The organism is Myxococcus sp. AB036A (assembly GCF_006547355.1).
Classification (GTDB): domain Bacteria; phylum Myxococcota; class Myxococcia; order Myxococcales; family Myxococcaceae; genus Myxococcus; species Myxococcus virescens.
This window is the reverse complement of record NZ_VHLC01000013.1, coordinates 85151-100162: the sequence shown is the minus strand read 5'-3', so window position 1 is coordinate 100162 and position 15012 is coordinate 85151. Positions and strand designations below refer to the sequence as shown.

Here is a 15012-nt window from a genome sequence, read left to right as displayed (position 1 = left end):
GCGCGAGGAGCCGACGTCCATGTCCAGGCCCGTAGCCGCGCAGCGAGTCACCCGGTTCGCCACTACTGTCTTCTCCGAGTTCAGCGCCCTGGCCGCCCGCCACGGCGCGGTGAACCTGGGGCAGGGGTTCCCTGACTTCGACGGCCCGGCGGCCATCAAGGAAGCGGCGCAGCGCGCCATCCGCGACGGGGGCAACCAGTACGCCATGGGCGCGGGCACTCGGGAGTTGCGCGTGGCCATCGCCGAGCACTCGGCGCGCTTCTACGGCCAGACGGTGGACCCGGACACCATGGTGACGGTGACGAGCGGCGCCACCGAGGCCATCCTCGACACGCTGCTGGGGTTGGTGGACCCGGGCGACGAGGTGGTGGCCTTCGAGCCCTTCTACGACTCCTACGACGCCAACATCACCTTCGTGGGGGCCACCGCGCGCTTCGTGCCGCTGCGCCCGCCGGACGCGGACCACGCGCAGTGGTGGTTCGACCGGGACGAGGTCCGCGCCGCCTTCAGCCCGCGCACCCGGTTGCTCATCCTCAACACGCCGCATAACCCGACGGGAAAGGTGTTCACCCGCGATGAGCTGACGTTCCTGGGCGAGCTGTGCGCCGAGTTCGACGTGAAGGTCCTCTCCGACGAGGTGTACGAGCACCTTGTCTTCGAGCCCGCGCGCCACCTGCGTCCGGCCACGCTGCCCGGGCTGGCCGAGCGCACGGTGACGGTGAGCAGCGGCGGGAAGACGTTCAGCCTCACCGGCTGGAAGGTGGGCTGGGTCATCGCGCCGCCGCCGCTGCGGGACGCGGTGCAGCGGGCCCACCAGTTCGTGACCTTCGCCACCGCCGCGCCGCTACAGGCCGCCATGGCGGAGGCGCTGCGGTTGCCGGACGCGTACTTCACGGAGCTGACGGCGTCCTACGCGGCGAAGCGGGAGCGGCTGCTCACCGGGCTGCGCGAGGCCGGACTGACGGCGTTCGCCCCGGAGGGCAGCTACTTCATCCTCGCGGACATCTCGCGCCAGGGCTTCGCCGATGACGTGGCCTTCTGCCGCCACCTGGTGTCCGAGGTGGGCGTGGCGGCCATTCCGCCCAGCGTCTTCTATGGCCCGGCGCACCGGCACCTGGGGCAGGGGCTGGCCCGCTTCGCCTTCTGCAAGACGGACGCGGTGCTGGACGAAGCCGTGCGCCGCCTGCGCGCGGGCCTGTCGTCGCGATGAGCTTCTTCGGAGAGCTCTACCTTCGCAGCACGCTGCCGTTCCTGTCGGAGGCCGTCACCACGCGTGAGGTGGACTACCTGGCCCGAGCCTTCGCGGACGTGGCGGGGCCGGCGCCGGTGGTGGACCTGGGATGCGGCCACGGCCGCCACGCGGCGCGGCTGAACGCGGTGGGGCCTCTGGCGGGGCGCGTCATCGGGCTGGAGTTGGACGCACTGTCGTTGGCCATGCGGCGCCCGGGCTTCCCGGCGATCCAAGGGGACCTGCGGGCCCTGCCGTTTCGCGAGGCGTCCCTGGCGGGGGCCTACGCGTGGTACTCGACGCTGGCTGCCTTCACGGATGGCGAGCACATGCACATCCTCCGCGAGGTCGCGCGCGTGCTGCGGCCAGGAGGACGGTGGGTGTTCCAGACGGTGCCGTTCGAGCGACTGGCGGCGTCCCCCCGGGCGGCCTTCCGCGAGACGCTGCCGGATGGAAGCGTCCTGGAGGAGGAGAGCTGCTTCGACGCCTCGACGGGGCGGGACGAGGGACGTCGGACGCTGACCTCCCCGGAGGGTCGATGCCTGCGCGCATCCTATTCCCTTCGTTACTATCCCCTTGCGGATTGGGTGCGGCTGTTGGAAAGCACGGGATTTTCCGTCGTCTGGGTGCACGGTGGCCTGGCGGGTGGGCCGCTGGACGCGCAGTCAACCGACCTGATCGTGGGAGCGGAGCGGCGCCATGGCTGAGATGCAGGAACACTCCAGGGCGAGGTTGGGCTGGCTGGGCCAGTTGCCCAAGCAGGTCGACGTCTACGAAGTCGGTCCCCGGGACGGCTTGCAGAACGAGCTGCGCACGCTGCCCACGCGGGACAAGGCGCGCCTCATCAACGCATTGGTGGCCGCGGGGGAGAAGCGCATCGAAGTGACGTCGTTCGTGTCACCCAAGTGGATTCCCCAGCTCGCGGACGCCGAGGAGCTGCTGCGACTGGTGGGCCGTCGCGACGGCGTCGTGTTCTCCGCGCTGGTGCCCAACCTCAAGGGCCTGGAGCGCGCGAAGGACGCGGGCCTGGAGGAGGCCGCCGTCTTCATCTCCGCCTCCGAGGCGCACTCGAAGAAGAACATCAACAAGAGCATCGCCGAGGCCGTGGTGGGCGCGCGCGAGGTGACGTCCTCCGCGCTCCAGGCGGGCATGCGCGTGCGCGGCTACCTGTCCACCGTGTGGGGCTGCCCCTACGAGGGCGACGTTCCGGTGGAGCGCGTGGTGGACATCTGCCGGCAGCTCGTGGACGCGGGCATCTACCAGCTCAGCCTGGGAGACACGATTGGCATCGGCACGCCGCGCCAGACGGAGGTCCTGCTGGAGGCGCTGCTGAAGCACATCCCCGTGGAGAAGCTGGCGCTGCACCTGCACGACACGCGCGGTACCGCGCTGGCGAACGCGTTGGTGGGCCTGTCCGCGGGCGTGACGACCTTCGACGCCAGCATTGGCGGCCTGGGCGGGTGCCCCTACGCCCCGGGAGCGGCGGGGAACCTGGCCACCGAGGACGCCGTCTTCATGCTCCACGGCATGGGCGTGGACACCGGCATCAACCTGGACCGGCTGGTGGAGGCCGGGGAGATTGCCCAGGAGCTGATCGGCCGGAAGCTGGCGGGCAAGTACCTCCAGGCCGCGCTGGGTGAGCGTGAGAAGAAGGCCGCTCGCCGCGCCCAGACGTGAGCGGGCCATACCCAGCCCCGAGGTCACGAAGTACCCGGCAATCCTAAAATCCGGGCATCATTGAAAAATTCTGTTGGGACTTACGTTTCGAGGTGGTGAGCGGGTAGGGTCAGGGTCGTTTTGACCCCACCTGCTGCCTCAACGGGAAGTGCCGGATGAACGTCTCGCTCGATGCCGACGTCCTCGCGAGACGTTCGCAATCCCTGTTCGACGCCCACCAGGTGGCGCTGAGCCGCCGCACGGACCGGATGTTCGCCGTGCTGATGGGGCTCCAGTGGGTCGGCGGGCTGGTGGTGGCCCTGGCGCTGTCCCCCCGCACGTGGAGTGGGACGTCCAGTCAGGTCCATCCACACGTCTGGGCGGCGGCCGGCCTGGGCGCCCTCCTGGCGAGCCTGCCGGTGGCCATGGCGTGGGCGTTGCCGGGGCGGGCGGCCACGCGGTTCGTCATCGCCACGGCGCAGGCGTTGGTGTCCGGGCTGCTCATCCATCTGACGGACGGGCGCATCGAGACGCACTTCCACATCTTCGGGTCCCTGGCGCTGCTGGCCATGTACCGGGACGCGCGGGTGCTGTTCCTTTACTCGGCGCTGGTGGCGGTGGACCACCTGCTTCGCGGCCTGTACTGGCCCCTGTCCATCTTCGGCGTGGAGTCCGCCAGTGCCTGGCGCGCGTGGGAGCACATCGGCTGGGTGGTGTTCGAGAACGTGTTCCTCCTGATTGGCGGGCGAGGCACGGTGAAGGATGCCCGGGCGCTGGCGGCGCGACAGGCCTGGTTGGAGTTGTCTCAAGGAGCGGTTCGCACGCGCGTGGTGGAGCCGCTGGTGGACTCGGCGCGGGCGCTGACGGAGGCGACCCATTCGCTCGTGTCGAGCACGGATGACCAGCGCGCGATGCTGTCGCGCCAGTCCGCGGCGCTCTCGGATACGCAGATGGCGACGAACGAGATGCAGCGGGCGTCTTCCACGGCCTCTCGTCAGGCGGATGCCATTCTCGCCTCCACGCTCCAGGCGGGGGACGTGGGGGCTGACGCCGAGGCCATGCTGGGCCAGAGCATGGAGGGACTGGAGGCCATCCGCACACAGGTGATGGAGATGGCCGGGCTCCTGCGTGGATTGGACGGCCAGGCGCGGCAGCTCTCGAGCGTCACCCTGGCGGTGAAGGACCTGGCGGACCAGTCCCACATGGTGGCGGTGAACGCGGCCATCGAGGCGGCGCGCGCGGGGGCGCACGGCAAGGGCTTCGCGGTGGTGGCCACGGAGATGCGGCGGCTCGCGCAGCAGTCCGTCCGGGCGGCGGGGCAGGTGAGCGGCATCCTGGACGCCGTACACCAGTCGCTCCAGCACGTCGTGGAGCTCTCCCTGAAGGGGGCGGATCGGATGGCGCGGGACATCGAGGTGGTGCGCGCGTCGGGAGAGCGCCTGCGGGGCCTGTCCACCGTGCTGCGCACCAGCACGGAGGGCGTGCAGCAGATTTCAGTGGCGGTGGCGAGCCAGGCCGCGGGCGTGGCGCGAATCTCCAGCGCGGTGGATGAGCTGTCCGCGATGATGAAGCAGACGCTGGGGCGTGTCGAACAGACGACCACCGCCGCCCAGACGCTTCGCGGGGTGACGGGCCGTGTCCACGGTGTCATCGACACCTATCAGGGCACCAGGACGGATGAGGCGCCGCCAGCGAACGATGCGGGCCGGGTGATTGCGTTCAGACGGGACGCCTAAGCGGGCGTCCGCCGCGTGTGAGGTTGCCGGCCGGGGCGCGCGGTGTCGCCGCGCCCCGGGGCCCGCCCCTTCGCCTCAGCGTCCGCCGAGCATGGACTCCAGCCGGTCCTGAAGTCCGAGGTGGGCGGCTGCGCTCACCAGCATCCGCCGCTCCTTGCGGTCGATGCGGCCGTCCACCAGCGCCATCTCCACGATGTTGCGCAGGAACACCTCCGCTTCGGGGCTGCCCTTCTCCACGAGGCGGTCGAAGAGCTGTGGACCCATGCTCAGCGCCAGCTCCACGTTGTCCCACACCACGCCCCAGCGCTCCGAGCACAGCTTCAGCAGCTTGCGCTCCGCGGACGTCACCTCGCCGTCGGCGGCGGCGATGGCGGCCATCATGTAGAGCAGGCGCTGCCGCTCCTGGACGTCCATCACCGCGTCCTCGGGCCGCGGCGTGTGGCCATGGTCACCCATGCGCTGTTGCGGCGCGGCCTGGCGCGGAGGGAGGGCCCGGAACCGCGCGTCCTCGTCCGCGTTCCACGCCTCGAACGTGCGCGCCGCCGCGAGCACCCAATCCCGCTCACCGGTGGCCAGCGGCGTGCCGCAGTAGTCGCAGTCCGTGGCGGCGCTGTTCGTCAGCGGCGCGTTGCATTGCGGGCACCGGTTCGTGGACATGCCGTTGGCGGTGTTCGTCTGCGCGCCGTGCTTGCGCGTCAGCGTGAAGATGTAGCGCTGGGGCACGGTGGGCAGGGAGCGGGGCCGCTCGCTGGCGGGCCCCACGCCCATGCGCGCGCTCCAGCGAATCTCCACGTGCGCCACGTCCTGGCCCTGCGGGTCCACCTGGAACGCGCGCACGTCTGCGGAGCCCACGGCGCACTCCAGGAACACGCGGCGGGCCCCCTGGCGGCGCAGGCCCTCCAGCTCCGTCTCCAGCCGCTGCACGGTGTCCGTCCGGGCCACCTTGGCCAGCGGCTTCGTGTCGCCGCGGCTCTGCGCGTCAATCCACTTCCAGAACAGCAGCGACGCGCGGTCCTCCAGCATCTCCAGGTTGAGCGCCGGGTCCGACTCGCGTGCCTGCATCAGCCCGTCCACCGTCTTGTGGTATGGCGCGTGTTCGATGCCCTGCGTGATTTCGGACAGCGTCCAGTCGTAGTTACCCGAGTTCACCACCGCGCCGCAGAACTCGCAGCTGTTGGCCGCGCCACCGTTGAACGGCGCGCCGCAGTTGGGGCACTTGCCCTGGAACAGGTCCGCGCCGATGCGCGTCTGCGCCCCCGGCTTGCGCACGAAGGTCCAGACCTCCGTGAAGGCCTCGCTGGGGACCTTGCGCGCGGCCTCGGTGGCCTGCGCGTCGCTGAAGGACACGGGCACGTCGGTGTCGCGCATCCGCGCGTGCACACGGACGTGGATGCTGTCGAACCACTGGCTCTGGTCCAGACCGATGAGCTGGAGGTCCAGCACCTCGAAGTCGGTGATGGCGTCCCGCACGCCCTGCGCGCGCATGAGCTCCAGTTGCACGCCGAAGCGCTGGAAGGTGGCGTCCGACAGGAAGGGCCGCACCGGCGTCATGTCCCGGAGGAACCACGCCTGCTGCAGCTCCATGAACAGCCACTTCGTCTTGTCGAGCATCGGCTCCAGCTCGAAGGCAGGGTCCTTCAGCTTCAGGGCGTTCACCCAGCCTTGCACGTCACGCTGGGACACCTGGGTGCGCTGATACGCCTCGCGCTGCTCCAGGGCCTTCCTCGTGGTGGCGTCCGGGTGCAGGTTGCGGCGGTACAGCCAGTACACGATGCCGCCAATGCAGAGCAGCGGCAGCATGACCTTGGGGTAACGGAAGACCAGGCTGAAGAGCTGGTAGACGACCCAGAACGCGACGCCGTCCCCATCGCCGCCGCCGCGGCCACCGCCGTTGCCGGACGAGGGGCGGGAGTAGTGCTCGCCGCCACCTCCGCGCCCCAAGGCTTCGAGCGGAAGCAGGAGCGCCACGTAGGCGATGGCGGGCAGCCAGGGGGCCCACCGGGAGAGTCGGTGCGAGATGGAGCGCAGAGGCGTGGCCATGTCCCCCATGCTAACCGTTTCCGTCTTGCCAGACCCGGCTTATGGCCGCACTCTGCCGCGGCCCAGAGCAGCCCGCCTGCCAGGCCGGGAAAAGGGGAGCGAACATGTCGGAATTCAAGGTCGACGCACGTGGTCCCATCGAAATCTGGACCATCGACGGCGAGAGCCGCCGCAATGCCATCAGCCGCGCCATGTTGAAGGAGCTGGGCGAGCTGGTGACCCGCGTGTCTTCCAGCCGTGACGTGCGCGCCGTCGTCATCACCGGCGCGGGCGACAAGGCCTTCTGCGCCGGCGCCGACCTGAAGGAGCGCGCCACCATGGCCGAGGACGAGGTCCGCGCCTTCCTGGACGGGCTGCGCCGCACCTTCCGCGCGATCGAGAAGAGCGACTGCGTCTTCATCGCCGCCATCAACGGCGCGGCCCTGGGCGGTGGCACGGAGCTGGCGCTCGCGTGTGACTTGCGCGTGGCCGCTCCGGCCGCGGAGCTGGGGCTCACCGAGGTGAAGCTGGGCATCATCCCCGGCGGCGGAGGCACGCAGCGCCTGGCGCGCCTGGTGGGCCCGGGCCGCGCGAAGGACCTCATCCTCACCGCTCGCCGCATCAACGCCGCCGAGGCCTTCAGCGTGGGCCTGGCGAATCGATTGGCGCCGGAGGGCCACCTGCTGGCCGTGGCGTACGGGCTGGCGGAGTCGGTGGTGGAGAACGCGCCCATCGCCGTGGCCACGGCCAAGCACGCCATTGACGAGGGCACGGGCCTGGAGCTGGACGATGCGCTGGCGCTGGAGCTGCGCAAGTACGAGGAGATTCTCAAGACGGAGGACCGCCTGGAGGGCCTGCGCGCCTTCGCGGAGAAGCGCGCGCCCGTCTACAAGGGCCGCTAGCCCGCACGGACGAAATCGGGGACGGAAGGCCCGGTACCCACCGGTGCCCCGTCCCCGAAGTGCGTCACGTCACATGGCGCGAAGGCCGCGCGCGCCGGTCAGGCGTTCGCGGTGCGCTCCTGGCCCAGGTTGACGTTCTGTTTGTTCATGTAGGCGGTGGCCTTGTCCTTGACGGTGGTCCGCAGCTCGGTGCCCGTCTTCGGGGCCAGCAGCAGGGCCGCCACGCCACCCGCGGCCACGCCGAGGAGGAAGATGCCCAGGCCGCCCAGGCCGGTGCGCGCCGGCTTGTAGGTGGTCAATCCGACATGCCGCAGCACGTCATCCGGCTCGAAGTCATCCCAGCGGTTCCGCGCCACGCGCGGCAGGTCATTGATGAGCTTATGGGCCAGCCACTTGCGGTACAGCTCGCTCCGGGCGATTCCCTTGGCCATCCACTTGCCTTTCTTCGCTGCGAACATGCGTCCCTCCTGGGCCCAATGGTTGCCGGGTGCGCATCCATCGCGAGCACGCCCCCGTTGAGCACCAAGGTAGGCAGGGGAGCCTGGAGCGGCATCCCCTGCGGGGACCGTTCTGCGCGGTGCGTCGTCTGCCTGTCACGCCGCGCCGGTTCCCCAGCGAGAAGGCAGCCAGCCGTAGCCCTTTCTGCTATGTGCCACGGGCCATGTCCCAAGACTCGAGACTGCTGGAGAAGATCGCCCAGGTGGAGAAGGGTGGCGCGCAGAAGTACCACGCCAAGAACGCGGAGGCGGGCAAGCTCTTCGCCCGCGAGCGCATCCGTCTGCTGGTGGATGAAGGCTCCTTCGTGGAGGACGCGAAGCTCGCCAACAACCTGGACCCGGACCTGCCCTCGGATGGTGTCGTCATCGGCGTGGGCAAGGTGGCCGGGCGCACCGTGGCCATCATGGCCAACGACTCCACGGTGAAGGCCGGGAGCTGGGGCGCCCGCACGGTGGAGAAGATCCTCCGCATCCAGGAGACGGCCCGCGACCTGCGCTGCCCGCTGTTCTACCTGGTGGACTCCGCCGGTGCCCGCATCACCGACCAGGTGGAGATGTTCCCCGGGCGCCGCGGCGCCGGCCGCATCTTCTACAACGAGGTGCACATGTCCGGCTTCGTGCCGCAGGTGTGCCTGCTCTTCGGTCCGTCCGCCGCCGGTGGCGCGTACATCCCCGCGTTCTGCGACCTGGTCATCATGGTGGAAGGCAATGCCTCCATGTACCTGGGCAGCCCGCGCATGGCGGAGATGGTCATCGGCGAGAAGGTCACCCTGGAGGAGATGGGGGGCGCGAAGATGCACTGCTCCATCTCCGGCGTCGGCGACGTGCTGGTGAAGACGGAGCAGGAGGCCATCGAGGCGGCCAAGAAGTATATCGGCTACTTCCCGGAGAACTTCTCCCAGGCGCCGCCGCGCGCCGAGCCCAAGGCCCCCAAGGCCGGCGGCAAGAAGGTGGAGGAGATCGTCCCCGTCGACCAGAACAAGCCCTTCAACATGCATGAGCTCATCAACGAGCTCATCGACGAGGGGAGCTGGTTCGAGGTGAAGAAGCTCTTCGCCCAGGAGCTCGTCACGGGCCTGGCCCGCATCGACGGCCGCCCGGTGGGCATCGTCGCCAACCAGCCCAAGTACAAGGGCGGCGTGCTGTTCGTGGACAGCGCGGACAAGGCGGCCCGCTTCATCTGGCTGTGTGATGCCTTCAACATCCCGTTGCTCTATCTGGCGGACGTGCCGGGCTTCATGATTGGCACCAAGGTGGAGCGCGCGGGCATCATCCGCGCCGGCGCGAAGATGATCTCCGCCGTGTCCGAGGCCAGCGTGCCGCGCATCTGTGTGGTGGTCCGCAAGGCCTACGGCGCCGGCCTCTACGCCATGAGCGGCCCCGGCTTCGCCCCGGACGCCACCATCGCGCTGCCCGGAGCGATGATCGCCGTCATGGGCCCGGAGGCGGCGGTGAACGCCGTCTACTACAACAAGATCCAGGAGCTGCCGGAGGCCGACCGGCCAGCCTACGTCCAGAAGCTGCGCGACGAGTACAAGCAGGACGTGGACATCTACAAGCTGGCCAGCGAGCTGGTCATCGACGACATCGTCCCGGGTGACCGGCTGCGTCAAGAACTCACCCAGCGCTACGGCGTCTACTCCCAGCGGCATCAGCCCCGTGCGGAAAAGAAACACGGTGTCTATCCGGTTTGAGTAGGTAGCGTTACCCCACCTCCAAGGCCCGGGCTGCGCTTGGGCCGTCTGCTATAGATCCTGCTGACACCATGGATTTTGACCTTCCAGAAAGCCATCGAGCCCTCCAGTCCTCCATCCGTGACTTCTGCGAACGGCGGGTGAAGCCGTATGCCCGTGAGTGGGACAAGGACGAGACGTTCCCCATGGAAGTCGTCCGGGAGCTGGGGCAGCTCGGGGTGATGGGCATGCTCGTCGCCGAGGAGTTCGGCGGAGCGGCCATGGACTCGCTCGCCGTCGCGGTGGCGGTGGAGGAGATCGCCCGCTACGACGGCTCGCTGGCGCTGACGGTGGCCAGCCACAACGGCCTGGGCACCAGCCACCTGCGCGTCTTCGGTTCGGACGCGCAGCGCCAGAAGTACCTGCCGAAGCTGGCCACGGGTGAGTACCTGGGCGCGTGGGGCCTGACGGAGCCGGGGTCCGGCTCGGACGCGTCGAGCATGAAGACCACGGCCGTGCGCAAGGGCGACGGCTGGGTGCTCAACGGCGCCAAGATGTTCATCACCCAGGGCACGGTGGGTGACGTGTTCGTGGTGCTGGCCGTCACCTCGCCGCAGAAGCGGCAGAAGGGCATCACCGCCTTCCTGCTGGAGAAGGGCCTGCCGGGCTTCAGCCAGCGCGCCATCCACGGGAAGCTGGGCATGCGCTCGTCGGACACGGCCGAGCTCGTCCTAGAGAACGTGGAGGTGCCGGACTCGGCGCGCGTGGGTGAGCTGGACCACGGCTTCATCGACACGATGAAGATCCTGGACCGCGGCCGAATCACCATCGGCGCGCTGGCGGTGGGCCTGGGCCGGGGCGCCCTGGAGGAGTCCATTGGCTACTCGCGCGAGCGCACCGCGTTCGGCCAGCCCATCAGCGAGTTCCAGGGGCTGCGCTGGATGATGGCGGACATGAAGACGGAGCTGGACGCCGCCCGGCTCCTGGTCCACCGCGCCGCCAAGCTGGCTGACGAAGGCAAGCCGTACTCGCGCGAGGCCTCCATGGGGAAGCTGTTCGCCTCCGAGGCCGCCATGCGGGCTTGCAACAAGGCCGTGCAGATCCACGGTGGGTACGGTTACACCCGCGAGTTCCCGGTCGAGCGCTACCTGCGCGACGCCAAGCTGTGTGAGATCGGCGAGGGAACCAGCGAGATCCAGCGTACAATCATCGCCCGGGAAACCTTCAAAGGGGCTTGATGGACACCGCGCGGCTGGAAGGTCTCGGGCTGCAGTTGCGGGAGGACGCGGCCGGCACCGAGGCGGTGCTGGACCTTGAGTCGTCCCCGCTGGTCAATCCCGTCACCCGGGCCTTCATCCCCGAGGTGACCTTCCAGGTGATGGGGGACCGTCTCATCCCCATCGCGCCGCCCGCCGTGGTGGGGCTGGCCCCCATCCTGGTGGGCGCGCTCAGCGACGTCGCCGACATCGAGGCGCTGCTCGCGGACGCATTCAACGAGCACATCTTCCACGTCCAGCGCCGCTCCGCGGAGCTCCAGGTGCTGGGGCTGACGCCGCGCGTGGAGCCGGAGACGCTGGAGCTGTCCACGGAGGTGGTGGACGGTGAGCTGGCCGTCACGCTGGTGTCGGACCGGCTGGGCAACTTCCGCGTGGCCCGCGTGGCCCGGGGGAAGGAAGACCTGGCCACCGGCGGCGGCCACACGCTGGAGCTGTCGGAGTTCCGCGAGCGGGCGGCGCTGACGGGCTACCTGGTCGCGCTCTTTGGCGAGCCGGCGGCCCGTCCCCAGGCCGCGCCGGTGGGCGCCGGGCTGGTGCGCTTCTCCGACATCGTGGAGAAGTTCGGCGCGGAGGCGCTCTTGCCTCCCCGCAGCAGCCTGGAGCTGCTGGCGCAGTTGCAGGTGGAGGGCCGCCCGTACCGCTTCGCCGCCGCCAGGGTGGCGGGCCGCACCTTCCGGGGGCTGCTGGCGGGTCCGCAGGGCAAGGAGTGGGCGGGGCGGTTCGAGCTGGATGAGTTCCCAGGCATCGTGCGGATGGTGGCGGACCTGTTGAAGGTCCCTCCCGCGGCCGTGAGGCTGGTGGGCCCGGACGCACCTCAGGAGTGATGCGTTTGAGTGGTGCGGACAAGATGAGCCCGTCCGAGCGGGTGCAGTTGTTGGAGTCGCGGTTGGGGTTGAGCTTCTCCCGGATGGAGACGGCGCTGGAGGCCCTGACGCACAAGACGTACGTCAACGAGACCCGGGACAAGGAGCTGAAGGACAACCAGCGCCTGGAGTTCCTGGGCGACTCGGTGGTCAACCTGGCCGTCAGCCACCGGTTGATGGCGCGCTGCCCGGGGCTGCCCGAAGGCGACCTGACGAAGATGCGCGCCCGCGTCGTCAACGAGGACGGCCTGGCCCGCGTGGCCCGGACCATCCCGCTGGGCGACCTGCTGTTGCTGGGGCGGGGCGAGCTCATGTCCGGCGGCCGGGAGAAGAACTCCGTCCTGGCGGACGCGCTGGAGGCCGTCTTCGGCGCGGTGTTCCTCACCAGCGGCCTGGACGCCGCGGTGGCGCTGGTGGACCGGTATTTCGCGGACCTGCTGGACGAGGTCTCCAGCGGCCAGGGGCGGCTCGACTACAAGACGCTGCTCCAGGAGCTGGCCCACGAGCGGCTCAAGCTCCAGCCCCGCTACCGCGTCGTCTCGGAGTCCGGTCCGGAACACTCCAAGGTGTTCGAGGTGGAGCTGATGCTGGGGGAGACGGCCTTCGCCCGGGCCACCGGCCGGAGCAAGAAGGAGGCGGAGCAGTCCGCCGCGCAAGCGACGCTGGAGAAGCTGCGGGAAGACGCCGCGTGTCCCACCTCCCCCCCGCCCGGAACGCCGCGACACGACACCCCGGCGTGAAACCCCTTGGATGGGGCAGGGGGCGGCGCGTAAGGTGCCGCGCCGACATGCCCCCCGCCTCCCTCCGAAAGACGCTCGCGCTGGTGACCTGCCTGCTGGCGGGCTCCGTCCTCGCCGCTGACTCCGGCAAGTGGACCCGGAAGGCCGCGGCCGGCAAGGACCTCTACGCCACGCTCCAGACGAGCGAGGGAACCATCGTCGTCCGGCTCTTCGCCAAGGACGCGCCCAAGACGGTGGCCAACTTCGTGGGCCTGGCCGCCGGTGAGAAGGAATGGCGGGACCCGAAGACGGGGAAGATGTCGAAGAAGCCGCTGTATGACGGCACGGTGTTCCACCGCGTGATTCCGGGCTTCATGATTCAGGGCGGGGACCCCACGGGCACCGGCTTCGGCGACCCGGGCTACCGCTTCGCGGACGAGTTCCAGAGCGGCCGCACGTTCGACAAGGTGGGCCTGCTGGCCATGGCCAACGCGGGGCCCAACACCAACGGCAGCCAGTTCTTCATCACCACCTCCACGCCCGGACACCTCGCCGGCAGGCACACCATCTTCGGTGAGGTGCTCCGCGGCTATGACGTGGTGGAGAAGATCAGCAACCTGCCTCGGGACAACCGGGACCGCCCGCGCACCGCGGTGGTGCTCACCCGCGTGGTGCTGGGCGACAAGGCTCCCGCGGGCGTGACGGCCCCCGCGGCGAGCAAGGAAGCGGCGCCCCAGAAGGACGCGGGCGCGAAGTCGGTTTCACCAAGGCCGTGACACATGACCGGGTTCGTCCTCGGACGGACCCCCACACGGGAGGGTAGCATGGGAATGTTGGACGAGGCCCGCGCGGGCAATGACCTTTACGCCACCTTCGACACCACGCAGGGGCAGATCGTGGTGAAGCTGTTCGCGAAGGACGCGCCGAAGACGGTGAGCAGCTTCGTGGGCCTGGCGACGGGCGAGCTGCCCTTCCAGGACCCGAAGACGGGTGAGAAGACGCAGCGTCCGTACTACGACGGCATCATCTTCCACCGCGTGATTCCGGGCTTCATGATTCAGGGCGGTGACCCCACGGGCACCGGCCGCGGCGGCCCGGGCTTCAACGTGGACGACGAGTACCAGAGCGGCCGGACCTTCGACAAAGTGGGTCTGCTGGCCACGGCGAACATCGGCCGCCCCAACACCAACGGCAGCCAGTTCTTCATCACCACGTCCAAGCCGACCTACCTCAACAACAAGCACACCATCTTCGGTGAGGTGCTCAGCGGCTACGACGTGGTGGAGAAGATCGCCGGCGTGCCGCGCGACGGGGATGACCGCCCCCGCCAGCCCGTGGTCATCAACAAGCTGACCATTTCGACGACCCAGCCGTAGCCTGTCCGCTCGCCGCCCGTCCTGGCATGACCGGGCGGGCGGTGGGGTGTGATAGGCGCTGTCCAGACGTTTCCTTTTCGGGCCTCCGCGGTACGCGGCGTCCCAGATCACCTCCGAAGCAATGGCCCCCCCCAAGACACACCGCAGCGGCTTCGCCGCCCTCATCGGGCGCCCCAACGTGGGCAAGAGCACGCTGCTCAATGCACTGACGGGCGAAAAAATCGCCATCGTCTCCCCCAAGCCCCAGACGACGCGCAACCGCATCCTCGGCGTCGTCACCCGTCCGGAAGGGCAGGTGGCGTTCATCGACACGCCGGGCATCCACCAGGCCAAGGGCGAGCTGAACCGCTACATGGTCGAGGTGGCGCTCCAGGCGGCGGAGGAGGTGGACCTGGTCCTCTTCCTCATCGAGCCGCCAGCGAGCGAGAAGCCCGAGGTGAGCCCGGGCAACCGCGCCATCCTCGACCGGCTGCAGAAGATCGGCAAGCCGACCTTCCTGGTCATCAACAAAATCGACAGTGTCCCCAAGGCGCAGCTCCTGCCGCTCATCGACCTGTACCGTCAGGAGTTCCCCTTCGCGGAGGTGGTCCCCATCTCCGCTCGGGAGAAGGACGGCGTGGAGCGGCTGTTCCACACCGTCCTGGGACACCTGCCGGAAGGCGAGAACGTCTTCGACGAGGACATGCTCACCGACCAGCAGGAGCGCGCGCTGGTGGCCGAGTACATCCGCGAGCAGGTGCTGCGGCACTGCCGCCAGGAGATTCCGTACTCCACGGCCGTGGTGGTGGACATCTTCGACGAATCCGAGCGTGAGCCCCGGCCGGGCACGCCGCCGAACCAACTGGGCGGGCTCATCCGCATCGCCGCGTCCATCTTCGTGGAGCGCGACAGCCAGAAGGCCATCATCATCGGCAAGCAGGGGCAGATGCTGAAGACCATTGGCACCGACGCGCGCAAGTCCGTGCAGCGGTTGCTGGGCGCGCATGTGTACCTGGATCTGCGCGTCCGCGTGGAACCGCGTTGGAGCGAGCGCCCCGAAGGCCTCAAGAAGCTGGGATACGACTGA

Annotated in this window: 14 protein-coding genes; 12 read left to right on the top strand and 2 right to left on the bottom strand. The window is 69.3% G+C overall.

Going from position 1 to position 15012, the window contains the following annotated elements; translation table 11 throughout:
- Positions 1–19 precede the first annotated feature (19 nt).
- The 4 genes from FL344_RS08060 to FL344_RS08045 all read left to right on the top strand — a co-directional run bounded on the left by FL344_RS08060 (position 20) and on the right by FL344_RS08045 (position 4620).
- Positions 20–1210, top strand: coding sequence for an aminotransferase class I/II-fold pyridoxal phosphate-dependent enzyme (locus tag FL344_RS08060; protein ID WP_141589729.1), 1191 nt, complete (start codon positions 20–22; stop codon positions 1208–1210).
- On the top strand, positions 1207–1935 hold the full coding sequence (locus FL344_RS08055; protein ID WP_090492592.1) for a class I SAM-dependent methyltransferase: 729 nt from the start codon (positions 1207–1209) through the stop codon (positions 1933–1935). Before FL344_RS08060 ends, FL344_RS08055 begins: the two co-directional genes overlap by 4 nt.
- A complete protein-coding gene (locus tag FL344_RS08050; RefSeq protein ID WP_090492594.1) occupies positions 1928–2905 on the top strand; it encodes a hydroxymethylglutaryl-CoA lyase in 978 nt (325 codons plus the stop codon). The genes FL344_RS08055 and FL344_RS08050 overlap by 8 nt, the downstream gene beginning before the upstream one ends.
- 155 nt (positions 2906–3060) lie before the next feature.
- On the top strand, positions 3061–4620 hold the full coding sequence (locus FL344_RS08045) for a methyl-accepting chemotaxis protein (RefSeq protein WP_141618090.1): 1560 nt from the start codon (positions 3061–3063) through the stop codon (positions 4618–4620).
- Positions 4621–4695: 75 nt separating this feature from the next.
- Here the strand turns inward: FL344_RS08045 and FL344_RS08040 are convergent, their stop codons facing one another.
- Complete coding sequence (locus tag FL344_RS08040) at positions 4696–6660, bottom strand: TIM44-like domain-containing protein (protein WP_141618089.1); 1965 nt, start codon at positions 6658–6660, stop codon at positions 4696–4698.
- Between the two features lie 104 nt (positions 6661–6764).
- On the opposite strand from FL344_RS08040, the gene FL344_RS08035 reads away from it, so the two are divergent.
- Entirely contained in the window at positions 6765–7541 is a 777-nt protein-coding gene (locus tag FL344_RS08035; RefSeq protein ID WP_141618088.1) for an enoyl-CoA hydratase-related protein, read from the top strand.
- Between the two features lie 98 nt (positions 7542–7639).
- On the opposite strand, the gene FL344_RS08030 is transcribed toward FL344_RS08035, so the two are convergent.
- Entirely contained in the window at positions 7640–7999 is a 360-nt protein-coding gene (locus FL344_RS08030) for a YtxH domain-containing protein (RefSeq protein ID WP_141589733.1), read from the bottom strand.
- Positions 8000–8202: 203 nt separating this feature from the next.
- Between FL344_RS08030 and FL344_RS08025 the strand changes: the two genes are divergently transcribed.
- The 7 genes from FL344_RS08025 (at position 8203) to era (ending at position 15012) form a co-directional block, all read left to right on the top strand.
- Positions 8203–9732: an acyl-CoA carboxylase subunit beta gene (locus FL344_RS08025; RefSeq protein ID WP_141589734.1), complete on the top strand. Its 1530-nt coding sequence runs from the start codon at positions 8203–8205 to the stop codon at positions 9730–9732.
- 71 nt (positions 9733–9803) lie between these two features.
- Positions 9804–10949, top strand: a complete 1146-nt coding sequence (locus FL344_RS08020; protein WP_140862874.1) for an acyl-CoA dehydrogenase family protein — start codon at positions 9804–9806, stop codon at positions 10947–10949.
- Positions 10949–11812, top strand: coding sequence for a hypothetical protein (locus FL344_RS08015; protein ID WP_171452231.1), 864 nt, complete (start codon positions 10949–10951; stop codon positions 11810–11812). Before FL344_RS08020 ends, FL344_RS08015 begins: the two co-directional genes overlap by 1 nt.
- Complete coding sequence (gene rnc, locus FL344_RS08010) at positions 11809–12591, top strand: ribonuclease III (RefSeq protein ID WP_141589735.1); 783 nt, start codon at positions 11809–11811, stop codon at positions 12589–12591. Before FL344_RS08015 ends, rnc begins: the two co-directional genes overlap by 4 nt.
- Before the next feature lie 47 nt (positions 12592–12638).
- The gene (locus FL344_RS08005; RefSeq protein ID WP_141589736.1) at positions 12639–13346 is read left to right on the top strand and encodes a peptidylprolyl isomerase; all 708 of its coding nucleotides are present in this window, start codon (positions 12639–12641) and stop codon (positions 13344–13346) included.
- A 3-nt stretch (positions 13347–13349) separates the two neighbouring features.
- On the top strand, positions 13350–13946 hold the full coding sequence (locus FL344_RS08000) for a peptidylprolyl isomerase (RefSeq protein WP_141589737.1): 597 nt from the start codon (positions 13350–13352) through the stop codon (positions 13944–13946).
- A gap of 121 nt (positions 13947–14067) precedes the next feature.
- Entirely contained in the window at positions 14068–15012 is a 945-nt protein-coding gene (gene era, locus FL344_RS07995) for a GTPase Era (protein WP_090492610.1), read from the top strand.